This window comes from Bacillus sp. 179-C3.3 HS (assembly GCF_047229225.1).
Taxonomy (GTDB): Bacteria; Bacillota; Bacilli; order Bacillales; family Bacillaceae; genus Bacillus.
The window spans coordinates 201,446-226,861 of the sequence record NZ_JBFEFT010000002.1 but is presented as its reverse complement, the minus strand read 5'-3'; the positions used below and the strand labels follow the sequence as shown (position 1 = coordinate 226,861).

At 39.5% G+C, this 25,416-nt stretch carries 25 protein-coding genes and 3 riboswitches; of the genes, 17 read left to right on the top strand and 8 right to left on the bottom strand.

Going from position 1 to position 25,416, the window contains the following annotated elements; translation table 11 throughout:
* The first annotated feature begins 30 nt into the window (after nucleotides 1-30).
* A complete protein-coding gene (locus AB1K80_RS02855; protein WP_412855107.1) occupies nucleotides 31-1,167 on the top strand; it encodes a tetratricopeptide repeat protein in 1,137 nt (378 codons plus the stop codon).
* Between the two features lie 265 nt (nucleotides 1,168-1,432).
* Nucleotides 1,433-1,861 (top strand): organic hydroperoxide resistance protein, encoded by a 429-nt coding sequence (locus tag AB1K80_RS02850; RefSeq protein WP_412855106.1) that lies wholly within the window; start codon nucleotides 1,433-1,435, stop codon nucleotides 1,859-1,861.
* A 36-nt stretch (nucleotides 1,862-1,897) separates the two neighbouring features.
* On the opposite strand, the gene AB1K80_RS02845 is transcribed toward AB1K80_RS02850, so the two are convergent.
* On the bottom strand, nucleotides 1,898-2,344 hold the full coding sequence (locus tag AB1K80_RS02845) for a MarR family winged helix-turn-helix transcriptional regulator (RefSeq protein WP_412855105.1): 447 nt from the start codon (nucleotides 2,342-2,344) through the stop codon (nucleotides 1,898-1,900).
* A 160-nt stretch (nucleotides 2,345-2,504) separates the two neighbouring features.
* Between AB1K80_RS02845 and AB1K80_RS02840 the strand changes: the two genes are divergently transcribed.
* Nucleotides 2,505-2,921, top strand: a complete 417-nt coding sequence (locus AB1K80_RS02840) for an organic hydroperoxide resistance protein (protein ID WP_412855104.1) — start codon at nucleotides 2,505-2,507, stop codon at nucleotides 2,919-2,921.
* A gap of 39 nt (nucleotides 2,922-2,960) precedes the next feature.
* On the opposite strand, the gene AB1K80_RS02835 is transcribed toward AB1K80_RS02840, so the two are convergent.
* From AB1K80_RS02835 to AB1K80_RS02825, 3 genes are all read right to left on the bottom strand, one after another.
* Nucleotides 2,961-3,431 carry a nucleoside deaminase gene (locus AB1K80_RS02835; protein ID WP_412855103.1) on the bottom strand — a complete coding sequence of 157 codons (471 nt, stop codon included), beginning with the start codon at nucleotides 3,429-3,431 and terminating at the stop codon, nucleotides 2,961-2,963.
* A 147-nt stretch (nucleotides 3,432-3,578) separates the two neighbouring features.
* Nucleotides 3,579-5,867 (bottom strand): 5-methyltetrahydropteroyltriglutamate--homocysteine S-methyltransferase, encoded by a 2,289-nt coding sequence (metE, locus tag AB1K80_RS02830; RefSeq protein WP_412855102.1) that lies wholly within the window; start codon nucleotides 5,865-5,867, stop codon nucleotides 3,579-3,581.
* A gap of 150 nt (nucleotides 5,868-6,017) precedes the next feature.
* Nucleotides 6,018-6,209, bottom strand: a riboswitch (cobalamin riboswitch).
* A 112-nt stretch (nucleotides 6,210-6,321) separates the two neighbouring features.
* Nucleotides 6,322-7,281: a S8 family peptidase gene (locus AB1K80_RS02825; RefSeq protein ID WP_412855101.1), complete on the bottom strand. Its 960-nt coding sequence runs from the start codon at nucleotides 7,279-7,281 to the stop codon at nucleotides 6,322-6,324.
* A 509-nt stretch (nucleotides 7,282-7,790) separates the two neighbouring features.
* Here AB1K80_RS02825 and AB1K80_RS02820 point away from each other — a divergent pair.
* From AB1K80_RS02820 to AB1K80_RS02790, 7 genes are all read left to right on the top strand, one after another.
* Complete coding sequence (locus AB1K80_RS02820; protein WP_412855100.1) at nucleotides 7,791-8,477, top strand: response regulator transcription factor; 687 nt, start codon at nucleotides 7,791-7,793, stop codon at nucleotides 8,475-8,477.
* 3 nt (nucleotides 8,478-8,480) lie between these two features.
* A complete protein-coding gene (locus AB1K80_RS02815) occupies nucleotides 8,481-9,830 on the top strand; it encodes a sensor histidine kinase (protein ID WP_412855099.1) in 1,350 nt (449 codons plus the stop codon).
* 65 nt (nucleotides 9,831-9,895) lie between these two features.
* The gene (locus tag AB1K80_RS02810) at nucleotides 9,896-10,585 is read left to right on the top strand and encodes a PepSY domain-containing protein (protein WP_412855098.1); all 690 of its coding nucleotides are present in this window, start codon (nucleotides 9,896-9,898) and stop codon (nucleotides 10,583-10,585) included.
* 93 nt (nucleotides 10,586-10,678) lie between these two features.
* On the top strand, nucleotides 10,679-11,194 hold the full coding sequence (locus AB1K80_RS02805) for a PepSY domain-containing protein (protein WP_412855097.1): 516 nt from the start codon (nucleotides 10,679-10,681) through the stop codon (nucleotides 11,192-11,194).
* Between the two features lie 78 nt (nucleotides 11,195-11,272).
* Nucleotides 11,273-11,410, top strand: a complete 138-nt coding sequence (locus AB1K80_RS02800; RefSeq protein WP_412855096.1) for a hypothetical protein — start codon at nucleotides 11,273-11,275, stop codon at nucleotides 11,408-11,410.
* Between the two features lie 126 nt (nucleotides 11,411-11,536).
* Nucleotides 11,537-11,702: riboswitch (M-box (ykoK) riboswitch) on the top strand.
* 207 nt (nucleotides 11,703-11,909) lie between these two features.
* Nucleotides 11,910-13,268 carry a magnesium transporter gene (mgtE, locus tag AB1K80_RS02795; RefSeq protein WP_412855095.1) on the top strand — a complete coding sequence of 453 codons (1,359 nt, stop codon included), beginning with the start codon at nucleotides 11,910-11,912 and terminating at the stop codon, nucleotides 13,266-13,268.
* A gap of 103 nt (nucleotides 13,269-13,371) precedes the next feature.
* Entirely contained in the window at nucleotides 13,372-13,752 is a 381-nt protein-coding gene (locus AB1K80_RS02790; protein ID WP_412855094.1) for a hypothetical protein, read from the top strand.
* A 30-nt stretch (nucleotides 13,753-13,782) separates the two neighbouring features.
* On the opposite strand, the gene AB1K80_RS02785 is transcribed toward AB1K80_RS02790, so the two are convergent.
* Nucleotides 13,783-14,112, bottom strand: a complete 330-nt coding sequence (locus tag AB1K80_RS02785) for a MerR family transcriptional regulator (RefSeq protein WP_412855093.1) — start codon at nucleotides 14,110-14,112, stop codon at nucleotides 13,783-13,785.
* Nucleotides 14,113-14,692: 580 nt separating this feature from the next.
* On the opposite strand from AB1K80_RS02785, the gene AB1K80_RS02780 reads away from it, so the two are divergent.
* Nucleotides 14,693-15,157, top strand: a complete 465-nt coding sequence (locus AB1K80_RS02780) for a MarR family winged helix-turn-helix transcriptional regulator (protein WP_412855092.1) — start codon at nucleotides 14,693-14,695, stop codon at nucleotides 15,155-15,157.
* A gap of 37 nt (nucleotides 15,158-15,194) precedes the next feature.
* On the opposite strand, the gene AB1K80_RS02775 is transcribed toward AB1K80_RS02780, so the two are convergent.
* Nucleotides 15,195-17,618, bottom strand: a complete 2,424-nt coding sequence (locus AB1K80_RS02775; protein ID WP_412855091.1) for an EAL domain-containing protein — start codon at nucleotides 17,616-17,618, stop codon at nucleotides 15,195-15,197.
* A gap of 246 nt (nucleotides 17,619-17,864) precedes the next feature.
* Between AB1K80_RS02775 and AB1K80_RS02770 the strand changes: the two genes are divergently transcribed.
* The 4 genes from AB1K80_RS02770 to AB1K80_RS02755 all read left to right on the top strand — a co-directional run bounded on the left by AB1K80_RS02770 (nucleotide 17,865) and on the right by AB1K80_RS02755 (nucleotide 21,584).
* Nucleotides 17,865-18,479 (top strand): DedA family protein, encoded by a 615-nt coding sequence (locus AB1K80_RS02770; protein ID WP_412855090.1) that lies wholly within the window; start codon nucleotides 17,865-17,867, stop codon nucleotides 18,477-18,479.
* 57 nt (nucleotides 18,480-18,536) lie between these two features.
* A riboswitch (yybP-ykoY riboswitch) is annotated at nucleotides 18,537-18,699 on the top strand.
* A 38-nt stretch (nucleotides 18,700-18,737) separates the two neighbouring features.
* On the top strand, nucleotides 18,738-19,529 hold the full coding sequence (locus AB1K80_RS02765) for a TerC family protein (RefSeq protein ID WP_412855089.1): 792 nt from the start codon (nucleotides 18,738-18,740) through the stop codon (nucleotides 19,527-19,529).
* Between the two features lie 214 nt (nucleotides 19,530-19,743).
* The gene (gene sigI / locus AB1K80_RS02760; RefSeq protein WP_412855088.1) at nucleotides 19,744-20,499 is read left to right on the top strand and encodes an RNA polymerase sigma factor SigI; all 756 of its coding nucleotides are present in this window, start codon (nucleotides 19,744-19,746) and stop codon (nucleotides 20,497-20,499) included.
* Nucleotides 20,496-21,584 carry an anti-sigma factor domain-containing protein gene (locus AB1K80_RS02755; protein ID WP_412855087.1) on the top strand — a complete coding sequence of 363 codons (1,089 nt, stop codon included), beginning with the start codon at nucleotides 20,496-20,498 and terminating at the stop codon, nucleotides 21,582-21,584. Before sigI ends, AB1K80_RS02755 begins: the two co-directional genes overlap by 4 nt.
* Nucleotides 21,585-21,653: 69 nt before the next feature.
* Here AB1K80_RS02755 and AB1K80_RS02750 read toward each other — a convergent pair whose 3' ends face one another.
* Both AB1K80_RS02750 and AB1K80_RS02745 read right to left on the bottom strand, forming a co-directional pair.
* Nucleotides 21,654-21,848, bottom strand: coding sequence for a small, acid-soluble spore protein, alpha/beta type (locus AB1K80_RS02750; protein ID WP_412855086.1), 195 nt, complete (start codon nucleotides 21,846-21,848; stop codon nucleotides 21,654-21,656).
* Nucleotides 21,849-21,955: 107 nt separating this feature from the next.
* A complete protein-coding gene (locus AB1K80_RS02745; RefSeq protein ID WP_412855085.1) occupies nucleotides 21,956-22,687 on the bottom strand; it encodes a DUF1836 domain-containing protein in 732 nt (243 codons plus the stop codon).
* 278 nt (nucleotides 22,688-22,965) lie between these two features.
* Between AB1K80_RS02745 and htpX the strand changes: the two genes are divergently transcribed.
* Entirely contained in the window at nucleotides 22,966-23,862 is an 897-nt protein-coding gene (gene htpX, locus AB1K80_RS02740) for a protease HtpX (protein WP_412855084.1), read from the top strand.
* Between the two features lie 145 nt (nucleotides 23,863-24,007).
* The gene (locus tag AB1K80_RS02735) at nucleotides 24,008-25,354 is read left to right on the top strand and encodes a TrkH family potassium uptake protein (RefSeq protein WP_412855083.1); all 1,347 of its coding nucleotides are present in this window, start codon (nucleotides 24,008-24,010) and stop codon (nucleotides 25,352-25,354) included.
* Nucleotides 25,355-25,416: the final 62 nt, after the last annotated feature.

Here is a 25,416-nt window from a genome sequence, read left to right as displayed (position 1 = left end):
ATATTTTGAGAAGATTGGAGAAGGCAACATATGGCGAAAACGATTCCCTCTTCCGATATTGGAGTGAAAATCAACAAGTGGTATGAATTAATCCGCAGATTTGATTCAGAACAAGCAGAACAGGTAAAGCAGGAAATTCGCACCTCTCTTGATTCAATGGAAGAAGATCAGAATTTGCTTCTCTATTTTTCTTTAATGGAATTTAGGCATGAAGTGATGCTTGATTATTTAAAGCCATTAAAAGAAGGAAAGCTGCGCGCCAACTTTTCCGAGCTTTCGAAAGAAATAGACGAGCACCAAACGCATGTGACAGGCATGCTTGAATACTACTACCATTTCTTCAGAGGCATGTATGAATTTGGCAGAAGGCAATACATTGCCGCCATCTCTTCTTACCAAAAGGCAGAGCACAAGCTTTCTTTTGTATCTGATGACATTGAACGAGCGGAATTCCATTTTAAAATGTCGGAAATCTATTACCATATGAAACAAACACATATCTCGATGCACCATGCAAAACTTGCGCTCGATGTCTATGTTCAGCATGAACTGTATGCACTACGTACCATTCAATGTGAATTTATTGTGGCTGGAAATTATGATGATATGAGGCGGCATGAAAAAGCGCTACCACATCTAAAAAGAGCACTCGACAAATCTAAGGACTTTCAAAATGTGCGTTTCATCGCATCCTCTTTGTTCAATATGGGGAACAGCTATTATCGAATGGGAGACTTGGTTCGCGCGCTTGAACTCATGAAAGAATCCATCGTGTTATTTGACCAAAATCAATCTGATCATCTCCGCCGATCTATTGATCCTCTTTATACAGCCGCACAAATCTTATTTAAACAAGGGCAAATAGAAGAAGCGATACACTACCAAACAGAATGTATGAAACGGGCAGAAGCTTTGCAAGACGATATTCATATTCAAAAGACAAAATTTCTAACCGCTCTATACAAAAAGCAAGATGCCGAACAAATTAAACAGATATTCCACTTTTTAGAGTCTGCATATGCATATCCAGATATAGAGGAGCTAGCATTAGACACCGCAAAGTATTATAATGAAATAGAAGATTATGAAAAATCTTCCATGTTCTATCAAGAAGCAGAACATGCGCGAATCTATATTCAGAGAGGGGATTGTTTATATGAATTTTAAAAAATGGGCAGTCGTCTGTACAAGTATCTCCGTTTTGGCATTATGGCTGACAGTATCTAATGCCGCTCCAGACAACAGAAACCACACGATGGAACAACAGAATCCGCAGCATGACTTCATCTGAAAGCCCTATATATAGGGCTTTTTTTATTTGTACATGTTGAAACGCACAATGGATTCAAACAAATGTCTTTCTGTTGACTTGGGCAATTAGATTGTGTACAATTCAATTATGAAAAATGTTTATAAAGGGAGAGGGATAGATATGTCAGATATTTTATTTACAGCTACTGTATCAGCAGTAGGCGGAAGAGAAGGAAAAGTGGTCTCAACAGATGGTGTACTTGAACATGATGTTGCGATGCCTGGGACACCTCGAGCGAAAAAGCTTGAAAAAGCGACCAACCCAGAACAATTATTTGCAGCAGGATACTCAGCATGCTTTGATTCAGCTCTTCAAATGGTCGCTAGAATGGAGCGCGTCCGTTTTGAAAGTGAAGTAACCGCACATGTAAGCTTAGTGAAAGATCAATCAGATGATGGGTTTAAATTAGGCGTCAAGTTAGAAGTGAAAGGGACTGGAATTGAACAATCTGCTTTAGATGAACTTGTTCGTAAAGCACATGGGGTGTGCCCATATTCAAAAGCAACAGCAGGAAACATCGAGGTAGAACTTGTAGCAGTTGCACAATAAAAAAGAGCATCATAAAAAGGCTGAGGACATGTTCCCTCAGCCTTTTTTGTGGGTTAATTCTTGTAAAAGCCCGTGTAAAGACGCACGTAATGTTTTCAGCTCTTCTTCAGATTTGCCTGTTCCAGTCAGCATCCGTAATGGAATGGTGGTTGCCTTCTCTTTTAACTGTTCACCGTATTCCGTTAATCGAATGTGCACAGAACGCTCGTCTTCTTTTGAACGCTCTCGGATAATCAATCCATTCTGTTCCATTCGTTTTAACATTGGGGTAAGTGTGCCTGAGTCTAAATAAAGAAGCTCTCCCATTTTCTTTACATTTAACGATTTGTGCTCCCATAACAACAGCAATGTCAAATATTGTGGATAGGTGATGTTGAGCTCATCTAATAACGGCTTATAACGCTTCGTCATCTCTCTTGAACTTGCATACAATAAGAAACATAGCTGATTCTCCAGCTTCATATGATCGAATTCATTTGTCATGTCTGTCACCAACTATTTTTATCATACTTTCCATTGTATAAGATTTTCATCCTTTTTAAAATAAATACATGCTGAAATTGAAAAAATATTCAATGTGCGCTCAATGTTTGAGAAAGTGATGAAACGTGAAAAGTAATAATAGAAAAAGGAGGAGATTGAAATGAAACCTTTATTCACAGCGAAAGTGAAGGCGCATCATGGAAGAGAAGGACATGTGCGATCAGACGATGGTGTTCTTGATCACCAGATTGTGATGCCGAATGTAAAGAAAGAGGGAGACACAGGCACGAATCCAGAGCAATTGTTTGCAGCTGGCTATGCAGCTTGCTTCGGGGGAGCGCTTGAGCAAGTGGCAAAAAAACAAGGGATCGAAATCGAATCGGACGTTGAAGGACAAGTCAGTCTATTAAAAGATGAAAGTGATGGGGGATTTAAGCTAGGTGTGAAGCTGATTGTCTCCGCAAAAGGTCTAGACCATGACAAGGCGAAAGAGCTCGTCGAGGCTGCCCATCAATTCTGCCCATATTCAAAAGCAACAAGAGGGAATATAGAAGTGGACCTTGAAGTGGCGCAGTAAGGAAAAATCTAAGACACCTGCATTGTGCAGGTGTCTTTATTAGTATTCTTTCTTCTTTTCGAAAGCTTCCCAAGCTTCAAATGGTGCAAGGTTTTTTGGAAGAGTTAGTTGATGGAATGGAATGTTTCTTGTTTCATACTCTTTGTTTATTTCTTCATAGATAAACGAGTCATCAAAACCAGAAGACGCTGCATCCTGATGTCCAGCTGCAAAATAAACCGCTTTTGGTCTCGCCCAATAAATAGCGCCAAGGCACATCGGACAAGGCTCACAGCTTGTATATAAAATACAATCTTCTAACTGATATGTATGAAGAGCCTGACACGCATGTCGAATGGCTACGACTTCTGCATGTGCGGTTGGATCATTGCTTGTCGTGACAGTGTTGCTTCCCTCAGCAATAATCTGCCCATCCTTCACAATAACAGTTCCAAAAGGGCCGCCTGTTCCTTGATGTACACTTTCTACTGCAAGGTCAATTGCGCGTTGTAAAAAAGCTTCGTGATTCATTGTTTGTTCCCTCCCAATGTTCGACTCATACCTTAGTATAAATGATTCATGAGAGAAAAGAAAATGACTGGTAGATGATCAGATCACGCATATGTGAAGTGAAAAAAATCCCCTGCTTCACATCGCAGGGGAGGGGTATTTCTTTATTTATGCATGCTGCGCTAGCTTTTTGCGGGCTACTTCAGCAGCTGTTACCATGTTTTTCAATGCCGCAATTGTTTCAGGCTCTTGTCTCGTTTTCAATCCGCAGTCAGGGTTGACCCAGAAGCGATCTGTCGGACAGACGTTCAGCGCATCATCAATAATCTGACTCATTTCTTCGACAGATGGTACGCGTGGGCTATGAATATCATATACCCCAAGTCCAAGACCTTTTAGGTAAGGGTGTAACTCTAAGTAATCAAGGAATTCACCATGGCTTCGTGAGTGCTCAATTGTAATCACGTCCGCATCAAGATCTTCGATGGTATCGACAATATCTTCAAAGTTACTGTAGCACATATGTGTATGAATTTGTGTCTCGTTTTGAACAGAAGAAGTCGATAAACGGAAGGACTCTGCTGCCCAGTTTAAATATTCTGCCCAATCACTCTCTTTTAAAGGAAGACCTTCTCTTAAGGCAGGTTCATCTACTTGAATGACTTGGATACCTGCTTCTTCCAGCGCTTCTACTTCTTTACGAAGTGCGAATGCGATTTGGAAGGCGATGTCTTTTCGAGAGATATCTGTTCTTGGGAAAGACCAATTTAAGATGGTAACAGGTCCTGTCAGCATACCTTTGACCTTTTTCTCTGTTAAGCTTTGTGCGTAAACCGTTTCTTTGACGGTCATTGGTGATGTGAATTCGACATCTCCATAAATAATTGGTGGTTTTACACAGCGTGATCCATACGATTGCACCCATGCAAACTTCGTAAAGGCGAATCCGGCAAGCTTTTCACCAAAATATTCAACCATGTCCGTACGTTCAAATTCACCATGAACCAGTACATCTAGACCAATCTCTTCTTGAATATCAATCCATCTCTTTGTTTCTCTCTTAATAAATTCATCATATTCCGCTTCCGTCCACTCATTTTTGCGCCATTTTTGGCGGGCACTCCGTACTTCTGCCGATTGTGGGAAGCTACCAATTGTTGTTGTTGGCAGTAGTGGTAGTCCGAGTGATTCGTTTTGAATACGAAGACGCTCTTCAAAGGCAACAGGACGCTTAAAATCTTTAGAAGAAAGACTATTGCGTTCAGCAGTTAAATCCGCATTTGTTCCTTTAGCAAACTCTTTTAAGGTAAGAAGTGCTTCTGTTGCTTCATTGATATGTTGTTCAATTGCAGCTTTGCCATTTGTGAGGCCTTCTTTTAAGCGTGTTAATTCAACCAGCTTCTCAGTGGCATAAGAAAGTCCATTTAATAGTTTTTCTTCAAGCTGTTCGCTTGGGTGTTTCGCCACCGGTACATGAAGTAAGCTGCTTGATGGCTGTAGCCATACTTCTTTTGCTTGTATATCCCCAATGAGTTCAGATACAAAAGATAATCGTTCACCAAGATCTGCTCTCCAAATATTGCGGCCATCAATGATTCCAGCTGCTAATATTTTATCTTTCGGGAAGCCATGCTTTTTCACCTGCTCAAGATTGCGTCCTTGGTCATGGACAAAATCAAGACCGATGGCTTCAACAGGGTAAGTGACAAGCTCTTCATACGCATCTACAGAATCAAAATATGTTTGGAGAAGAAGATGTAAGCCCGGGACTGCTTTTTTAATGGCTTCGTAAATGTCTTTTACTTCTTTTACTTCGTCACTCGAAGCGGTCACAAGTGAAGGTTCATCAATTTGAACCCATTTGACGCCGGCTTCTTGAAGCTCTTTTAATACTTGAATATAAAGTGGAATGAGGCGTTGCTGGATGTCTTTCTTTTCACTTGCTTCATAGCCTTTGGAAAGTGTAACAAACGTGTAAAGACCAAGGACAACAGGCTTTGTCTCAACCCCAAATGCTTTCTTCACCTTTTCATAGGCTTCAAGTGGTTTGTTATGTGTGACTTTGAATTCTGTGCTCTTTTCATATTCTGGGACGATGTAGTGATAGTTTGTATTGAACCATTTTGTCATTTCACTTGAGACAGCATCTTTCGTTCCTCTTGCCATCGCAAAGTATGTATCTAGTGGGTCTTTCAAGCTGCGGAAGCGCTCTGGAATCCAATTAAACATGACAGCAGTATCCAGAACGTGATCATAGAAGGTGAAATCTCCTGAAGGAACAACATCAATTTGTTGATCAATTTGCGTTTTAATCGCAGTTAAAAATTGATCATCGAGTGTGCTTAATAGTGTTTCTCGGTCAGTTTGACCTTTCCAATAAGACTCAAGTGCTTTTTTCCATTCTCTGTTTAAACCAATTCGTGGGAAACCTAGATTGCTTGTTTTAACAATTGTCAATTCCAATTCCTCCTCTAAATATAAAAAGACATTTACACTCATGGTCAAGATTGATGAGGGCAAATGTCTGGTTTAAAAAGACAAAATGTGTGTGCGAAATCAAGCGTAAGTATCACTGACGCTTTTCCGACATCTCCTATCAACCGTAGGTGTTTGATGTGATAGAGCGGCTGGTATCCTGGCTAGTGAATCTACAAGCCTTTCATCCTTCCCATCAAGTGACAGTGGATTCAAAAAGAAAAGCTCTCCTCACTTACAGTGGCGGGACCGCGCCGGATTTTCACCGGTCTTCCCAATTCAAATTCGACACGTAATCGAATTACCGACTCTCAAACTATGAATTTATTGTGTTCGATTATATAACGTTCACTTCATTTCGTCAAAGTAAATTTTGAATAATTTTAATTAAAAAAATCCTGAGAAAATTCTTTCTTTTCTCAGGACCTTTATCTACCTAGAGAGATAAAAGATCTGCTTCTACTGTTTTTTCTAAAAGTACATCTGGTGCCGTTAAATATAAAAATCCATTTCCTACAAGGGTTTTGGGTTGTTGTAGTGGTAGGGTTCTTCTCACAAGTTGTGCATAGACTTCAGGTTCTGTCAGCTTACGCTGGAAGGCTTCCTCTTCGGCATTTTTAATAATGGCGAGTGCACCGCTGACATGTGGAGCAGCCATTGAAGTCCCTGTGAGCCTGCCATATTTATGATTGGGAAGAGTGGATAAAATATTTTCCCCCGGAGCGACGAGATCGATTTCTTTATTGGCATTGGAAAATTCAGAGGATGTTCTAGTAAGTGAGACAGAACCGACAGCGATCACCTCATTGTATGCAGCTGGGTAGGAGAATTCTTCGGTACGCTCGTCCCCATCACCTTCGTTGCCTGCTGCACAAACAACAAGTACACCGCTTTTGACTGCTGCTTCAATGGCTTCCTGCAAGGCTGGTTCGTTGCTAGGTCCACCAAGAGACATAGAGATAATGTCTACTTTTTGCTCGACAGCGTAATTGATCCCGTTAATGATCCATTCATATTTCCCACTTCCATGTTCACCGCCAAGAACTTTTACGATGAGTAGCTTTGCTTCTGGGGCTACACCTGAAATTCCGCCATTGCGATCTGTTGCCGCAATGGTTCCGGCTACATGGGTGCCGTGACCATTGTAGTCTTTCACACTTTCAGCGTCGCTCTGATCATCATCAGTGAAGTTCTTTCTTCCGATGATTTGATCCTTCAAATCTGGATGTTCTGTGTCGCAACCTGTATCAAGGACGGCAATAGTCATGCCCTTCCCTTTGAAGCCACTTGACCAAAGATCGGGTGCTTTAATCTCCTGAATACTTTCTGGCGTTTCTTTCGCTTCCATCACATTGGCTTTTACTTCATACGGAATTAAGCGAATTTCACCTTTCATAAGAAAGCCCTCCTTATTTTGTTTTCAAAGTAGATTCAGGCTGCGTAATATTATTGTATAAAACAACCTCTCCATCGAAAAGGGTCAATTGTAATAATTTTTAAAATAATCAAAATATTATCAGCGGTGCAGATCTTATCACCTATTGTTGAAAGACGTCGTATGATGAGAGAAACACTTGATATCATATGAAAAAGAAGAAAATGATGTGTAGTGAGCTTGTGTATATATTGATGGAAATGGGTGGAAAGGACTAGTTTTAATTGAATGAATAAACAATAGAAAATAGTGATGAAGATTGTTTTTTAAACGGCTGTTGTTTTTTGAATATAATGTAAGGGGTGGTAGGAGGGAAATCGATTCGTATCAATTGAATCCTTGATCTTATGAATATAAATGTCTTTATTCAAGAAAAGATAGGATATGAAGATTGAGACTGTTCCAAAGGCGGGCAGGCAACCTTATAATAATGTAAAGATACAGCATGCTTTCAGATAGGAGAGATAGGAATGAATAAAGGGAAGATCCTCGTGGTCGAAGATGAAAAGAAAATTGCAAGGGTGCTTTCACTTGAACTTGAATATGAAGGATATGAGGTGACAGTGAAAGAGACAGGGGCTTTAGGACTCGAAGCTTTGAAGGAAGAGAGCTTCGATTTAGTCCTGCTTGACGTGATGCTTCCAGAATTAAGCGGTCTTGAAGTGCTAAGAAGGGTTCGGAAAACGAATAACACCACTCCCATTATTTTGATTACGGCGAGAGGGAGTGTTCCAGATAAGGTAAGTGGTCTTGATCTTGGCGCAAATGATTATATTACAAAGCCATTTGACATAGAAGAATTGTTCGCACGGATTAGAGCGCAGTTGAGATTCAACATACAGACACAAGAAGAAAATGAAGCAGAACTCAGCCTAGCAGATTTGAGAGTGAATGAGAAAACAAGAGAGATCAAAAGAGGCGATCACATGCTTGAGTTGACCCCAAGAGAGTATGATCTACTTGTTCATTTGCTCAAACATCAACAGCAAGTACTCACAAGGGATCAGCTTTTAACAGCCGTTTGGGGCTTCGATTATTATGGAGACACGAACGTAGTCGATGTGTATATTCGTTATTTACGAAAAAAAGTCGATTATCCATTTGAAAAACAGCTCATCCACACAGTAAGAGGTGTGGGTTATGTGATGAAAGGATAAAGAATGAGGTTAAAAAATAAGATCCAACTTTATACATCGTTGTCATTGTTCTTCATGGTATTGCTGTTCCATACATCCATTTATTTTATTTTTTCATATACCCTCACACAAAAGGATATGTCGCGCTTGTCTGAGGTAGCTGAGAATATGACCATTGCGTTAAAAAAATCAGAAGAGCAGGGTCTCCCGTCCTCCGAGCTGTTGCGTGCCTATCTCCCGCAAAATGGGATGATACGTGTCGTTACTCAAGATGATGAATCGAAACTGACGATTACAAAGGAATCAACATTTAGCTCACTCCCTTTTACATATGAAGCTGGTCAGAAAGCGGACATTATCGAATACCGCCAGCGTATGGTTGCGTTTGCCGCTATTCCAGTCATTTGGGCAAATGGAGAAGTGGTGTCGCTGCAAGTATTTGAAGAAATTGAAAATACAGAAGAAAACTTGTCGTTATTAAAAATCATTTTAATTGCAGTAGGTCTTCTATTCATTGCTCTTTCCTATTTCACAGGGCATATTTTAACCAAACAAATTGTCCGTCCAATTCGCACAATGACGAATACGATGAAGGAGAGTATGAGAGATAAAGCTTTTAAACGAATTGAATTAACAGGCGATTCTAAGGATGAATTGAATCAAATGGGACAAACATTTAATGAAATGTCAGAAATACTGGAGCAACACTACGAAAAAGAGCAACAATTTTTACACGATGCATCGCATGAACTGAAAACCCCCATTACCGTCATTATGAGCTATAGCAACTTATTAAAGCGCTGGGGACAAACAAAACCTGATGTGATTGAAGAGGCGTCACAAGCCATTCATGAGGAATCAAGAAAAATGAAGAGACTGACAGATGAGTTATTAACGCTTGCCAAACATGGTCAACCGGCACATCTAGATATGAAGCCAATGGATCTAGGCAGGATGTGCAAGCAGGTGTGTCATACACTTGAGGTGGCAACTGATCGGACGATTCACCTGCATGTCCAAACAGATCAGCCAGTATTTGCTGAAGGTGATGAAGAGAAAATCAAACAGCTATTGACCATTTTCATTGATAATGCATTGAAATATAGTACAGAGGCGGTACAAGTAAACTGCGGGTTCGTTGAAGACAAGCCATTTATTTCTGTTATCGATAAAGGGATTGGCATAAGGGAAGAAGATCAGCCGAAAATCTTTGACCGTTTTTTCCGTGTGGATGAAGCGAGAAACCGTGAGACAGGTGGAACGGGGCTTGGACTGTCGATTGCGAAACTCATTGCTGAAGAACATGGGGCTCAGCTAACGATTGAGAGCCATTTAAATGAAGGAACAAACATGACGATCCTTTTTCAGAAATAAATAAGCCTTTCTCATCAACTTCTCATGTACTCCTTATAAAATAGAGAATAGGAAGGAGGCGCAGAATGTCTAGAAAAATGAAAATGGGACTTGCCCTCGCAGGGTGCGTCACCGTACTAATCATGTTTGTCATCATCATCATCCAAACCTTTGAACAAAAAACGTTAACCGAATCAGAAATCAAAAAAATCATTGCAAAAGATTACGACGGGCACATCACACATGTCGATTTAATCAATAGTAACCAGGACTACACTTTGACGCTTGAAAATTCAAAAGGGACCTATCAAATCATTGCTTCTTCCGCAACGGGTCAAACGAAAGAAATCAAGCAGTTAAAAAGCAATCAAGATCTAATAGAACAAAATACACTAAGTCAAGCGGAAGAAGTGGCGGTTCATAAAGTAAACGGAACAGTCATTCAAAGGAAAGAGAAGTCAGACCGTTTTACGTTCACAATCCAATCAGAAAAAGACCTTTATCAAGTGGCGGTCGACAAGCAAACGTTGAAAGTGACGGAGACAGTAAAGAAAACAGCGACCCCTAAGGAAAAGAAACCGACCAAAATCACTGTAGACGAAGCCATCCAAATCGCGGTAAAAGAAGTTGGCGGTACGGCGGATGATGCTGATCTTGATACGAATGACGGATTACTTGTTTTTGAGGTGGAAATCGATTTGCCGAATGAGCGAGAGGCTGAAGTGTTAGTGAATGCCTATACAGGAGAAATTGAAGGAATTACTTACGAAAATTAATCCTTTTCTCATCAATTTCTCATGTTTCTTTCCTTTCTTTTTCATCTTCATTTCTTAAGATAAAGGAGAAATGAAACAGAGGAGGAAATAAACATGTTCAAAAAAGTAATCGTCGCTACAGTAGTAACAGGTGCGCTTGTTGCAGGTGGTTTCTCCCTACAAGCACAAAATAATCAAACGGTAAATGCAGAAGAATCGGTGCAACAGGCATCATCATTTGTGTCAAAAAAACAAGCTGAAAAAGCAGCCCTAAAAGTCGTCAAGGGATATGTAGATGATGTGGATCTTGAGCGTAAAAAGGGAAAATGGGTGTATGAAGTCGAGATTAAAAAAGGCGGTCATGAATATAAAGTATTCGTGGATGCAAAAACAGGAAAAGCCTTAAATGACCCAGTGAAAGAAAAGAAACAACATGTCAAAATTTCTAAGAAACAAGCAGAGCAAATTGCCCTTGCGAAAGTGAAAGGCACGGTCACAGATTCGGATTTAGATCAAGAGGATGGTGTGTATATCTATGAAATCGAAATCACCACACCAAATGGTGATGAAGTCGATTTTGAGATTTCCGCTAAAACAGGCAAAATCTTAAAGCAAGAATGGGATGATTGATCATTCATCGAACCTTACACGTTTCATGTGTAAGGTTTTTTCGTTCGGACAAACTAAAAGGAAAGGAGGCGAGAGAATATGAAGAAAAAAGAAGAACAGCGTATGGATCATGCGGAATATGTTCCGCATCCCGATGGAGAAGGATATGCTTTGTTTTTGCATGATTCTTTTCATCTACTCTCCCAAGAAGATATGAATCAGCCGGAAGAGGAATAAAGCATGTATAGCGATAGGACAATGCCTATCGCTTTTTTCTAAAAGTAAGCGAATACATGATTCGGCTTGGCACCTTGCTTATTGACATCAATCCACTTTTTCTGTAATCTCATTTGTGTTAACAATATGAGACTTCGTTAGGTGAGGCTCCTATATGGAGATACGCTGCTGCCCAAAAATGTCCAAAGACGCCAATGGGTCAACAGAAATCATCGACATAAGGTGATTTTTAATGCAGCTGGATTTTGTTCCTATGCCATACAGTGCTAAAGCTCTACGATTGAAGGAGCAAGGGTTTATTTTGTTATGCCTACAAAGCGCCTTCATTCGTTTGAAGGTGCTTTTTTTTTGAGAGAAGGAGGTGCGGGAATGGATTATCCCGATTCGAGACACATAGACAATATGTCAGATGATCAACCAGAGGCTACAGAAAAAGGAGATCCTGACCCCGCGCATTCTAAGGGATCAGGTATCTTCTAAAGACGGGGAGGTACAACGAATGATACAGAATATTTCGTATGATGAACTCATATTAAGGATCATTATTTTATTAAGAGATGGCAAACGTAAAGAATTTAAACACATCATGGAAGAACTCCAGCCGTATGATATGGCTTATTTATTTAAGGAGCTTCCAGAGAAGCACCGTGGCCGTTATTTGACTTTTTTATCAGTCGATGATTTGACGGAAATGATGGGTGAACTTGAGCGGGAATATCAAGAGATCGTCCTGAAAAAAGTAGGGAAAGACAAAGCGACTTTCGTGACCAACAAAATGGATAACGATGATTTAGCCAATCTGTTTGATGAAATGGATGATGAGCTGAAAGATCAGTTGTTATCCAACATGGAAGCCGAAGAGTCAAAAGCCGTTCAGCTCCTCATGAATTATCCTGCTGAAACAGCGGGACGTATCATGACCAACCGATTTGTTTGGATTCCTCAGCACTATACGGTGCAGGATGCGGTTGTGAAGCTAAAAAGCTTTGCCGAAATAGCTGAATCAATTAACTATTTATATGTGATCAATGAGCAAAAACAGCTTGTAGGGGTACTCTCATACCGAGATTTAATTTTAGGTGAACCAGATGAGAAAGTGCAGGATCTGATGTTTACAAGAGTGATTGCAGTGGAGGCATTTCAAGATCAGGAAGAAATCGCCAAACTGATTGAACGATATGATTTCCTTGCCATTCCTGTAGTCGAAGAGAACAACGTGCTGGTTGGGATTGTGACAGTCGATGATATCATTGATGTCGTCATTCAAGAAGCGGGAGAAGACTATGAGAAATTTGCTGCATCTGGTAAAGACATCACATTTGATACGCCGGCTTTTGTGGCGGCATATCGACGTCTACCATGGCTCATTTTACTATTGTTTATTGGTCTGATTTCAGGCAGTATTTTAAATTATTTTCAAGATACATTACAACAAGTGGTTGCTTTAGCCTTCTTCATGCCAATGATTGCTGGGATGACAGGGAATACTGGGACGCAATCACTTGCAGTCGTTATTAGAGGACTATCAAAAGAAGAGTTAACGAAAAAAACGATTGTGCGCCTGATTTTTAGAGAGATGAGAACAAGTATTTACATTGGGATTGTCTGTTCAATCATTATTACTGTCGTTGCCATGATATGGCAGGGGAATTTGATTTTAGGATTTGTGGTTGGTTCCTCCCTTCTTGCGACACTCATTATCGGAACGATGGCAGGTACTGTCGTGCCGATTATTTTACACAGATTAAACGTCGACCCGGCGATTGCATCTGGGCCGCTCATTACAACATTAAATGATATTTTATCACTGCTGATCTATTTTGGAATTGCAACAGCGTTCCTGCATACACTCATGTAAGCAAAAAGACTGTAAAACGTGACGTTTTACAGTCTTTTTTGAATAAAGATTGCATATAGCGCTTCCATCCTTTACATTTTAAGGAGAAGGTGGGAGAGAAATCATGAAGAAATTCTTACTCATGTTGATGTGTATGCTTTTGCTCATGGCATGTCAGAGAGAAGATGAGGGGAAAGACAGAAGGCTAGTAGCAGCAGAGCGAATGCTTGAAGCGATTACAGAAGGAAATAAACGAAAAATGGAACACATTTATGTCGAAGGAGCTGTGCCTCATCCAGATGAGATCTTGAAATTAAAAAAGGATTGGGGCATTGAGAAGTTATCTTATGATGATTTTCAATTAGAAGAAGCCAGTATTCATGTGTTCCATGCGAATTATCAAGATGCTCGAACGAAAGAGAAAAAGGCCATTGCGCTTCGGATCAAGGAAGATCCTACAAAAGGTGTCCTCATTGACTTTGTAGGCGTCGTGGAAGGGGAATAAAGAATCGTTCAATAGAGCGATTCTTTTTATTTATCGATTTTTGTACCGAAAGTGTGCATTGATTTGTCCTTCCAACATTTTTTTCTTAAATTGTCCATTTTTTAGAGCTTGTTCTTTTTTCTTCAGATCCCTTAAAATTTCCGCTGTCTGGACGCCGTCTTCTCGTTTATTGGCAATATCCATTAAACGTTCTACATCGGAAAAGGAATATTTTCGCGTGCCTCTTGTTGATCGCTGGGGGTAGATGAGTTTCCGTTCTTCATAATAGCGGATTTGCCTAACGGAAAGACCAGTTAACTCACTGACGATTCCGATTGAAATGACCTTTTTATCCTTATAAGATACTTCTTCTTGCGTCATATACTCACCCCTGCAAGTCTTTTCTTCTTATTATATAAAACAACCATTGAAAAAACCTAACGTTTGTTAGAATATTTCACATATGAATGAAAATACCTGAAATGAATGGAAGAAAACTTAACATAAGTGAACGGTGCATCAACGTGTCACAACGAACATGATCTCACCAAATGACTGTAAAAAGAATATCGATTTTTGTCATGACATAACGTGTGAATGTTCTCGAAATACAGCATATACATATGTGAGATCAAAACGGTTATAGGTGCTTAATATTATATCAATATTGAATTTTGTAGAATATTGACGAAAAAGGTAAAAGGAAATGTCGTATCCTTACAGATAATGTTAAAGTATACGGTCGTAAGATGGTTTGCTAAAAAAGCTTTTTTTCGAGTGGATTGTGAAAAATAAGAAGGATTTTAAAAGTTTATATCGAAATTCTATACATAACACGAATGGAGTCACTGATATGGTTGAAAGGGTTTTCAGAAACGTAGTACTTCTATTTTTTACGAAAGGCTCCAACTGCACCGCAAGAAAGCCTTGAAGTTAAAAAAATATTATAAGAGGTAGATAAGTGATGAGACTATCGTTTAATGAAGAAGAAGTAGAACGTTCAATGACGCTTTACAAAGTATTTGCACGAGCATTTAAAAGCGTTTCAGAACACAGTATTAGAGATAGCAAAGAGCATGGGTTTAATCCAACTGAATTTGCTGTTCTTGAGTTACTGTACACAAGAGGCGCTCAAAAACTTCAGCAAATTGGATCAAGACTCCTACTTGTTAGTGGGAATGTGACGTATGTAATTGATAAGTTAGAACGAAATGGGTTCATTGAAAGGGAACAAGATCCAAAGGATAAACGATCTGTTTATGCCCATTTAACAGATAAAGGACGTAATTATCTTGATAAGATTTATCCAATCCACTCACTTCGCATTGCGCGAGCATTTTCTGGATTGACGCGTGAAGAACAGGAGCAATTAATTGGTTTGCTCAAAAAAGCAGGGATACACAGTCAGCATTTATTATTTCGATAAACACATGTGAAAAAAGGTGCCTACGGGGCACCTTTTTTTATATGTGTGGCTGTTCAACAGGATAAGCGATAAATTTTTCAATGTCGCTTGCTGGAAGTGGTCTTGCATAATAAAATCCTTGGAAATCGTCACAGCCCTGTGAAGATAACAGCTGTGCCTGTGCAAATGTCTCAACCCCTTCAGCAATGACTTCGAGAGAGAGTTGATGCCCCATGGCAATAATGGCACCTGTGATTTGCTCAGATTTTGAATCACTTAATATATCCTCAATAAAGGACTTATCAATTTTAAGTCTGTGGATCGGTAAATCCTTTAAATAGCTAAGAGAGCTGTGCCCTGTTCCAAAATCATCAATACTAATACGAACACCAAGCTGCTTTAGTTGTGTAAGGACTTGTGTGGATTGCTTAATGTTTTCCATTGTCGTACTTTCTGTGACCTCAAGTTCCAGTAAAGACGGTTTGACATCATATTTCTTTAGCGTGAGTTTGATTAAATCAATTAAGTCCTCAGAGTTGAACTGCTTCGCTGATAAATTAACAGACACCGAAATGTCTAGTCCCTTGTCATGCCACCTTTTTGCCTGTTGGCATGCTGTATCGATCACCCACTTACCGATATCAATGATGAGACCCGACTCTTCAGCTAATTCAATGAATGCATCAGGTGATGTAAGGGAGCCATCTGGTGCTTTCATTCTTAAAAGCGCTTCAACACCTGTCATTCTTCTCGTTTTAGCACTGACTTGAGGCTGGTAGTGAAGAACAAATTGTTCATTTTGAATGGCATCTCTTAACTCTAATTCTCGAATCAATCTGTCCTCACTTGATCGTTCCATTGATTCGGTGAAAAACTCGTAGCGACTTTGTTTATGTTTTTTTGATAAATACATGGCCATATCCGCTTTTCTCAATAACTCCATACTGTCTTTTCCGTTTTGTGGAGAGCTCGCAATTCCAATACTAATGGATGTAATGAGCTGGTGATTCTGAATAAAAAACGGTCGTTCAAACTGCTTGATGATGTTTTGACAAAGATGTTCAACTTGATGTAGATCATGCTCCTTGTGAGAAAAAATCATTAAAAATTCGTCTCCACCAATCCTTGCAATAAATCCGTGATCAGGTAAACATTTCGTCAGCCTATTCGCGGCAGATTTGAGAAGCAAGTCGCCTATATTATGACCAAGTGCATCATTGATAATTTTAAAGCGGTTTAAATCAAGGAAGAGGACTGCGGTTGATGTGCCATTTTCCTCTTGAGAGGAGAGCATTTTGTTTAAATGCTGAATGCCATGCCGTCTATTCGGTAGCTCGGTCAGTGCATCATAATGTGCCATCACTTGTATTTCCTTTTCAGCAATCCGCTGCTTTGTTAAGTCCTTGAACACCACGTAAATACTATCCAGTGTATCGTTGACGTGAACAGGGATATACGTGACGTGATAATAGTAAAAACGATCGGTTGTTTTCAGTTCTGTTTCACGTGTGATCGCTTTCTTTGATTGATTGATCAATTCTTCCCATGTTTGATCAGGCATTACGTAGTCGCTTATCTGATCACCGATCCTATGATTGCAAATGTGTAAAATGTGTGTGCCAGTGTCATTAGCAGAAAGCACCTTTCGATCAACAGATAACACAATAATGCCATCTATATTATGCTTGATTAACGATTGGAAGCGTTGTTCATTATCTTTTAATTTTTGTGACTGAAGCATAATTCGATGATCAATAAATGCACCAAAAATCATGAGTAATTGGACAATTAATGTCATCAGTCCAATGACAACCGACACACTCAATGGAGACATTTCAAGAGAACTGCTGGCAGTCTCATGTCCACCTGCATGAAAAACGATCGTTGATGCCGCCATACCCGTATAATGCATCCCAGAAATGGCGCCACCCATCACGAGTGCACCAGCTATCTTCAACAGATGGTCCTTTTGTTTACTTTCAGAATGATGAAGCCGAAAGAAAAGCTTCATTGATATGAAAGAAGCAATCGCTGCAATCAAAAACGATACGAAAAATAAGATCGGTTCATAACGGATGGTTACATGGGCCATTGATTCCATTCCGAGATAGTGCATGCTGCAAATCGCCGTTCCCATCGTCAGCGCGCTCAGATACAATCGAATGGTCGATAGCTGCTGCCGGATGCAGATCGAAAATGCGATGAAAGAGCCGATAAAAGCAGCCACAATTGATAAGAGCATTAGGGGCGTTTCGTAGGTGATGCGAGAATCTAAGTGAAATGCCATCATGCCAATAAAATGCATCGACCATATTCCCATGCCCATGATCAGTGCACCTAGCACAAGCCATATCTTTTTCTTTGCGCCGTTTGACTGAATCACCCGGCTTGCTAACCGAAGAGCTGAATAGGAGGCGACAACGGCGACAGTGACTGATAGAAAGACAAGCCAGCCGTTGTAGTTTCCTGTAAAATGTGTCATGTGAGAAACCCCCAGTATCCTAAAAACAGACATATACCACATATATCGGATCAAATGGGGTCTCTGTTCACTTTTCATTCACTGAAAATGCACAATTAGCGTTTTTTTTGTCTTTCTTTTATAGTAAAATCAAATCTAATGTAAAAAAACGAAGAAAAGTGAATCGTTTTGCGGTTTTCATTCGTTTAATATGTGGCACGGTTCTACAAAGAGACGACTTGTCAGATTGATTATGTGTGAAAGGGATTGATAAACATCGAAGATTTCATTATTTCGTTAGCAGATGCCTTTAAAAACTTGTCTTATTTCGGCATCTTTCTTGCATTATGTATTGAGTTTGTTCCTGCTGAAGTGGTTCTGCCTCTTGCAGGCTACTGGGTATCAGAAGGGGACATGGCCTTAATCGGCGTAGTAGCTGCCGGTTCATTAGGCGGTGTGGCTGGTCCTTTGACCTTGTACTGGTTAGGACGTTACGGTGGCAGACCCTTTTTAAATAAATATGGGAAATATTTTTTTATAAAGCCTGAAGCACTTGATAAATCTGATGCGTTTTTTGAGAAGCATGGTGGTTTTGTTGCATTCAGTGGACGGTTTATTCCAGGGGTTAGAACCCTTATTTCCATTCCATGTGGGATCGCAAAAATGAATGTGTGGGTGTTTTGCTTATATACATTCTTGGCGATTACGCCGATTACATTCGTGTATGTATACCTCGGGTTTATGCTTGGAGATAATTGGAAAGAAGTCGGCTCCATGTTAGATCAATACCTATTGCCAATAGGAATCGGTGTGGTTTTATTATTCGGCCTTTACATCTGGCTGAAGCGAAGAAAGAAAAAAGAAGAAAAAACAATTGCCTAGAAAACAAGTTGACAATCCCGTGCCTATTGATTAAGATAAAACTAATCTAAATATTTGAATCCCACCAAAGGGGAGTAGCGTCCGGTTTTACCGGAAACAAAGTCGTCATTACATGGATACTGATTCCATCGGCTTTGTTGGCATGATTTACATACGACATGTCTAGCAAGACCTTTGCCATTACAGGCAGAGGTCTTTTTTGTATTCATAAGCTTTTGCCTGTTGTGGGACAATAGATAAAAACAAGGAGGAATGATGATGGATGCAGCAATACTTTTAGAATACGGGTGGGTTCTACTCGTACTGATTGGATTAGAAGGGATACTGGCAGCTGACAATGCTCTTGTCATGGCCGTCATGGTTAAACACTTGCCTGAAAAACAAAGAAAACGGGCACTGTTTTATGGATTAGCAGGAGCTTTTGTCTTGAGATTTGGATCTTTATTCCTGATTTCATTTTTAGTGGATGTTTGGCAGGTTCAAGCAATTGGCGCAATATATCTTCTTTATATTTCCATTCATCATATTTTGAAATCTCACGTATTTAAGAAGAAAGAAGATGAGACGAAAGTAAAACAAAGTGGTTTTTGGGCAACAGTGGTGAAGGTAGAACTAGCAGATATTGCATTTGCGGTAGATTCTATTTTAGCAGCGGTCGCTTTAGCTGTGACACTTCCAAAAACGAATTTGCCAGAAATCGGTGGACTTGACGGCGGACAATTTATCGTCATTCTTTTAGGTGGTATTATAGGTCTGATTATTATGCGTTTTGCGGCGACTGTCTTTGTGAAACTTCTGAAAACACGTCCAAGCCTAGAAACCGCAGCCTTCGCCATTGTCGGCTGGGTTGGTGTGAAACTCTCGCTCTATACACTTTCTCATCCAGCAATTGGCGTCGTATCTTCTGATTTCATCCACTCAACTTTGTGGAAAATCATTTTCTGGACGGTTCTTCTTGCCATTGCGGCTTTTGGCTGGTTCCTATCCAGTCCTTCAAGAAAAGGTGGGAAAGAGAACGAGGGAAAACAAGAAGTGCACGCAGAGGAATAAGTTTTTGCAAGAAATATCATTTCATTTTCATAACACGTATATTACAAATAAGGGGGAGATACCCCCTTATTTCTTTGCTTTTAAACGAAATGTTGTAAAAGAGATGGAGATTTATCTGTCATAATTGAGAAACAGGAAATGAATTCCTCATTTCTTCCTTTGCGCTTCCCTCATAAATTAGCTATCATAAATGAGTACTATAGGAAGAACTGAGGTGAAACCATTGCTTAGCCTTTTGTTTAAAAAAGGAAAGAAAAAGCAAACATTAGAGCAGTCGGCGATTCTTATCCAACAAGGAAATACCGAGCTGCAAAATGCATTAATCGAGCAATACAAACCATTTGTCGCTAAGACGGTTTCATCCGTTTGTAAACGATATATAGATGAAAAAGATGATGAATTTAGCATAGGCTTAATTGCCTTTAATGAAGCAATAGAGAAATATTCTTCCGAAAAGGGAAATTCACTCCTGGCTTTTGCGGAGTTAATTATTAAACGAAAAGTCATAGACTATATCCGAAAAGAAGCAAGAAATGCGCCAACCATTCAAATGGACCCTCAAGAAAATGAGAATGGCGAATATGCACAAAGTATGATTGAAGCAGAGTTATCTACAAATGAATACAAACGATTAATTGAACAAGAACATCGACGTGAAGAAATTGAACATTTTAAAGAAAGATTAAAAGTATATGGTCTAACGTTTCAAGAATTGCTTGAGCATTCACCGAAGCATGCAGACGCTAGACAAAATGCGATTAAAGTCGCCTATACACTTGTCAAACATGATGAGCTCAGAAACATTTTATTTCAGAAAAAACAATTACCCGTCAAACAGCTAGAAAAGCTTGTAGAAGTCAGCCGTAAAACGATTGAAAGAAATAGAAAATATATCATTGCAATGGCGATCATTTTGACAGGTGATTATGTGTATTTGAAAGATTACCTTAAAGGGGTGCTTAGTTCATGAGAAGAGGCATTATAGTAGAGAAAAATAAAAAATGTATCACACTGCTGACCCCTGATGGACAATTTCTGCGGACAAAAAATGAACAGCAAGATTATGAAATCGGTCAAGAAGTGACATTTCCGAATGAATCACGACTTGATAGAAAAAGAGCCGGTTTTTTTGACTTGCTTCGATTACGTCCATTATTTGCAGGTATCCTATCGATCGCAGCGATTATTGTCGTGATTTTTACTATGATGCCATCTTTCTCCGGTCAAAAAGCGTATGCTTATATGACCATTGACATTAACCCAAGCTTTGAGCTAAAGCTAGATGACAATTATCAAGTAATTGGTGTCACGCCACTAAACAGTGATGCAAAACAAGTACTCGGCAATATCAAAGATTGGGAAAAAGCCGACATGACCAAAGTCGTGCAGAAGATCATAGATGATTGTGATGAAAAAGGATACATTAACCAATCTAAAAGCATTTATATTGCAACGGTTTACGAAAACAAGCAGGATCATACATATAAAACAAACGTCAAAAACAAAATAAACACCATCTCTGGTGAATATGAAAAACGCGATTACACGTTAGAAACGATTGAAGGTGATCTTGAAACAAGAGAAAAAGCACAAAAAGCAGGCATCTCAACAGGGTCATATATGAGAAATCAAGAAGACAATGAAAAAGAAGACGTGAAAAAGGATCAAGACGCTGAAGATCAGGACGCTGATCAAGAAGAACCAAAGCAAGATGATGAGGAACAAGCAGATAAACAGGAACAAGAAAAAGTGAAGCCGGACGAAAATGATGAGTCGCATCCAAATAACGAAACGCCGAATGAAGAAGAGAAAGAGCAGAAAGATATAGAGAGGGAAGAGCAAAGGCCTCACCAAAAGCCTCATCAGTTGAAGCCTGATGATGAAACGAAAGGCAAAAAAGGGCATGATGAAAAAGACAACTCTTCACAGAAGGAGCAAAAAAAAAATCAAGCCACTGACCCAAATGAGAAAAAACATCACCGCGACAAATCTGGTCCTGATAAACATGCACAAAAAGAAAGTGGCCATAAGCGTCCCAATAATGAACAACATTAAGAAATGACATGTGCATACAATTAGACAATAAAAAACGCCAGAATAGATCCGGCGTATTTCACCATGTCTTTATTTAGATTGATTTCCCATCTGAGATTGTGCTTGTTGTACGAGTCTTTTTGTGATTTCTCCACCAACAGAACCGTTTGCACGTGAGACTGTATCTGAACCGAGAGTCACACCAAATTCTTGGGCAATCTCGTATTTAAATTGATCTAATGCTTGTTCTACTCCAGGAACAAGTAGGTGATTTCGATTTGCCATTGCCTGATTCCTCCTTTCGCCTCATGTTTTGTTACGCCTTTCTATTTTGAAAAAAAAGCGAGTGAATTATGCTGGCAATTGCTGCACAAAAAAACGAGGTGATGTGATCACCTCGGTAGCTCTTTTGTTTGATAATGTTCAAGTGTATGACACATCATTTCTTGTGCTGTGCTTTGCAAGTGAGACGTGAAAACAGAAAAGACCGTAGAACTAATGATGCCTTTAATCAAATCCCATTGTTTCCTTGTTAATTCGGTGAATTGTTCATGGAGCTTGTCTGTTTGTTCCTCTGTCATCTCACGTAGATTCATTTCCTTTAATGGAAAATGTGTATCGTGATAAATAAAATCAAGAATGCGTGCATATGCTTCATAAAAACGGATTGGACTAATAATATCGTCCGTTCGATCTGTAATGGAGTTAAATAATGCCGTTAAGATCGTCCGAATGGCATCGAAGTCAAACACCGATTTTAAATCTCTGACAATTAATAAAATCACGACCTGGTCAATGGAATACTTTTTACCAAGCTCTGGGTGACCAATCATATCTTTAATATCTCGTTTGATCCAATTTTGAATCGCCGTTGATTTAAGAGATGTGAGCTCACACAAGTTGCCTAGCTCAACGATTTCATTTGTTGAAAGCCCATGTTCTGCTTTTTGCTTCCGTCGTTCGAGCTTCTCGAAAAACGATGGAATCTTCAATTCGTCATATTGATGGTGTGTATCGTTCTTTACAGATAAATTCAAGAGTTGAAGCGGAGTCAGATCTCCCTCTCCTTTTAGAGAATAAAGAAGTCTTGTCATGTCCATTCTTGTTAATTTAAAAGTAACCATGTTCCACCTCATTTGTTCGTCAAAAACGTGATTATTCATCTAATTCAACATCATAATCTCTTTTAGTCGAAAATGCAAAATAAACTAAATGTAGCAGCTGCTGTCACAAATTGTTCACTTTTTTAGTCAGGCTGATTGCTTAAACGTTGAAGTGACACGGTTCAAATCGTATGATGAAGTGAGAAAATGCATCCCTTTTTCCTTGCAATTTGAGACGTTTATTTTTATAATTTTAGTAATAAGTTCATTTGAACTTAATATGATTGCGGAGGTTATGTATGAAAAGAATTTTTCTCTTTATATTAACGAACATTCTTGTTATCACTACGATTGGTATTGTCCTTTCGATTATTAGTGCAACAACTGGTGTTGGTTCTTATATAGGAGCAGACGGACGCCTTAATTTAGTTTATCTCCTTGTATTCAGTGCAGTTGTTGGTTTCGTTGGCTCGTTCATGTCACTTGCGATGTCTCGCTGGATGGCAAAGATGATGATGGGTGTTCGCGTGTTAAACCCTGAAAAGGACACGTTAACTTATGATGAGCAACAGCTTGTCGATCGCGTTCACAGATTATCTAGAGCAGCTGGTCTTTCTAAAATGCCTGAAGTGGGTATTTATCAATCTCCTGAAGTAAATGCTTTTGCGACAGGTCCTTCTAAAAGCAGATCACTTGTTGCAGTATCAACAGGATTGCTTCAAGAAATGGATGATGCAGCGGTTGAAGGTGTTATTGCCCATGAAGTGGCTCACATTGCAAATGGTGACATGGTCACAATGACGTTACTGCAAGGGGTTGTCAACACGTTTGTTGTCTTCCTTTCAAGAATTGCGGCATGGATCGCAAGCCGTTTCGTTTCACGTGAAGAGCTTGTCCCGATTGTCCACTTTATTGCGGTGATTGTGTTCCAAATTATTTTCTCCATTTTAGGAAGCCTTGTCGTGTTTGCCTATTCTAGACATCGTGAATTCCATGCAGACCGCGGTGGTGCGGATCTTGCTGGGAAGGACAAAATGGTTCATGCGCTTCGTTCACTCCAAGCGTATACGTCTAGAATCAAAGATGACGATCAAACAGCAGTCGCTACACTGAAAATCAGTGGTAAAAGAAAAGCATCTCTTTTCTCTACACACCCTGATTTAAACGAGAGAATTAGAAGACTAGAAGCAAAATAAGATAGACGAAAAGACATCCTTTTGAAGGGTGTCTTTTTTCTTTTTGATGAAAAAGAAAATATCGCATAAAATATCTTTAAAAGGTTGTCTCTTTTCTTTAAAATGATAAAGTATTCTAAAAGAAAGATTAAAGAAGGAAATGAAAATGAACCCAATCAAAAAACTCATTAAGCGGCTATCGCCTTTTCAGCTAATTGCTCTTTATTATTTTCTTGCAGTCACCGTGTCGCTTATTCTTCTCAGCCTGCCAATTGCTCACAAAGAGGGAGTGAATTGGGCATTTATTGACGCCTTATTCACAGCAGTGAGTGCTGTGAGTGTCACAGGGCTGACGGTTGTTGATACCTCACAAACATTTAGTGTGGCAGGTATGTGGATCCTTGCATTTGTTCTACAAATCGGTGGAATCGGTATTATGACCCTTGGCACCTTCGTATGGCTTGTGATGCGAAAGAGGATCGGTATTAAAGAAAGAAAACTCATCATGGCTGATCAAAACCAAAGCAATCTATCAGGCATCGTGAAGCTCATGAAGCAAGCCCTGTATTTGATTTTGCTCATTGAGTTTGTCGGCGGTCTTATTTTAAGTGTATATTTTCTTAAATATTATGACTTGCAAGGAGCTTTTCTACATGGCTTCTTCTCGAGTATTAGTGCAACGACCAATGGTGGGTTTGATATTACAGCGAATTCATTCATTCCATACAAAAATGATTATTTTGTTCAATTTATTACGATGTTGCTTATTGTGTTTGGCGCCATCGGCTTCCCTGTGCTAGTGGAAGTAAAGGAGTATTTATTTAATCAAGATCGAAAGCATGCCTCGTTTTCATTGTTTACAAAAATCACCACCATCACGTATGGCAGTCTCATTGTGATTGGTGCAATCGCTATATTTGCATTAGAAGCGAGATTTTCTTTTCAAGGGAAAAGCTGGCATGAAATTTTGTTTTATTCGTTATTCCAATCTACAGCGACTAGAAGTGTTGGTTTATCGACGTTAGACATTACCCAGCTCACAGAGCCGACGTTGTTATTTTTATGTTTGCTCATGTTTATTGGTGCGTCTCCAAGCTCTGTGGGGGGCGGAATTCGGACAACTACGTTTGCCCTCAATATACTGGCGCTGTTTCATTTTGCAAGAGGGAATAAGTCCATCAAAATCTTTAAAAGGGAGCTTCACCATGCGGATATTCATAAATCGCTCATGGTGACGATGATGGCCTGTATATTGGTGTTCGGTTCCACGTTTTTGTTGACATTGTCAGAGAATAATTCGTTGCTTGAAAATCTATTTGAAGTTTGTTCTGCTTTCGGAACGACAGGGTTATCATTAGGGGTTACGTCAGATCTTTCAGTGTTTGGAAAGTGTATCATTATGGTGGTCATGTTTATCGGTCGAATTGGTATACCGAGCTTCTTATATTTAATAGGTCGCAGAGAAGTGGAAGCAAATTATCATTATCCGAAAGAACGTGTCATCATTGGCTAAACAGCATTCATTCGAATGCTGTTTTTTTAATTTCCATTATATAACTGGCTAAATGGAACTTC

What these genes read in the sequence shown, in the direction of transcription:
- htpX (WP_412855084.1), top strand. Translation starts at nt 22,966, where the DNA reads ATGAAAAGAATTTTTCTCTTTATATTAACGAACATTCTTGTTATCACT.
- AB1K80_RS02805 (WP_412855097.1), top strand. Translation starts at nt 10,679, where the DNA reads ATGTTCAAAAAAGTAATCGTCGCTACAGTAGTAACAGGTGCGCTTGTT.
- AB1K80_RS02850 (WP_412855106.1), top strand. Translation starts at nt 1,433, where the DNA reads ATGTCAGATATTTTATTTACAGCTACTGTATCAGCAGTAGGCGGAAGA.
- AB1K80_RS02790 (WP_412855094.1), top strand. Translation starts at nt 13,372, where the DNA reads ATGAAGAAATTCTTACTCATGTTGATGTGTATGCTTTTGCTCATGGCA.
- AB1K80_RS02755 (WP_412855087.1), top strand. Translation starts at nt 20,496, where the DNA reads ATGAGAAGAGGCATTATAGTAGAGAAAAATAAAAAATGTATCACACTG.
- AB1K80_RS02745 (WP_412855085.1), bottom strand. Translation starts at nt 22,687, where the DNA reads ATGGTTACTTTTAAATTAACAAGAATGGACATGACAAGACTTCTTTAT.
- AB1K80_RS02840 (WP_412855104.1), top strand. Translation starts at nt 2,505, where the DNA reads ATGAAACCTTTATTCACAGCGAAAGTGAAGGCGCATCATGGAAGAGAA.
- AB1K80_RS02775 (WP_412855091.1), bottom strand. Translation starts at nt 17,618, where the DNA reads ATGACACATTTTACAGGAAACTACAACGGCTGGCTTGTCTTTCTATCA.
- AB1K80_RS02825 (WP_412855101.1), bottom strand. Translation starts at nt 7,281, where the DNA reads ATGAAAGGTGAAATTCGCTTAATTCCGTATGAAGTAAAAGCCAATGTG.
- AB1K80_RS02765 (WP_412855089.1), top strand. Translation starts at nt 18,738, where the DNA reads ATGGATGCAGCAATACTTTTAGAATACGGGTGGGTTCTACTCGTACTG.
- mgtE (WP_412855095.1), top strand. Translation starts at nt 11,910, where the DNA reads ATGATACAGAATATTTCGTATGATGAACTCATATTAAGGATCATTATT.
- AB1K80_RS02855 (WP_412855107.1), top strand. Translation starts at nt 31, where the DNA reads ATGGCGAAAACGATTCCCTCTTCCGATATTGGAGTGAAAATCAACAAG.
- AB1K80_RS02785 (WP_412855093.1), bottom strand. Translation starts at nt 14,112, where the DNA reads ATGACGCAAGAAGAAGTATCTTATAAGGATAAAAAGGTCATTTCAATC.
- AB1K80_RS02810 (WP_412855098.1), top strand. Translation starts at nt 9,896, where the DNA reads ATGTCTAGAAAAATGAAAATGGGACTTGCCCTCGCAGGGTGCGTCACC.
- AB1K80_RS02815 (WP_412855099.1), top strand. Translation starts at nt 8,481, where the DNA reads ATGAGGTTAAAAAATAAGATCCAACTTTATACATCGTTGTCATTGTTC.
- AB1K80_RS02845 (WP_412855105.1), bottom strand. Translation starts at nt 2,344, where the DNA reads ATGACAAATGAATTCGATCATATGAAGCTGGAGAATCAGCTATGTTTC.
- AB1K80_RS02735 (WP_412855083.1), top strand. Translation starts at nt 24,008, where the DNA reads ATGAACCCAATCAAAAAACTCATTAAGCGGCTATCGCCTTTTCAGCTA.
- AB1K80_RS02750 (WP_412855086.1), bottom strand. Translation starts at nt 21,848, where the DNA reads ATGGCAAATCGAAATCACCTACTTGTTCCTGGAGTAGAACAAGCATTA.
- AB1K80_RS02835 (WP_412855103.1), bottom strand. Translation starts at nt 3,431, where the DNA reads ATGAATCACGAAGCTTTTTTACAACGCGCAATTGACCTTGCAGTAGAA.
- AB1K80_RS02800 (WP_412855096.1), top strand. Translation starts at nt 11,273, where the DNA reads ATGAAGAAAAAAGAAGAACAGCGTATGGATCATGCGGAATATGTTCCG.
- AB1K80_RS02820 (WP_412855100.1), top strand. Translation starts at nt 7,791, where the DNA reads ATGAATAAAGGGAAGATCCTCGTGGTCGAAGATGAAAAGAAAATTGCA.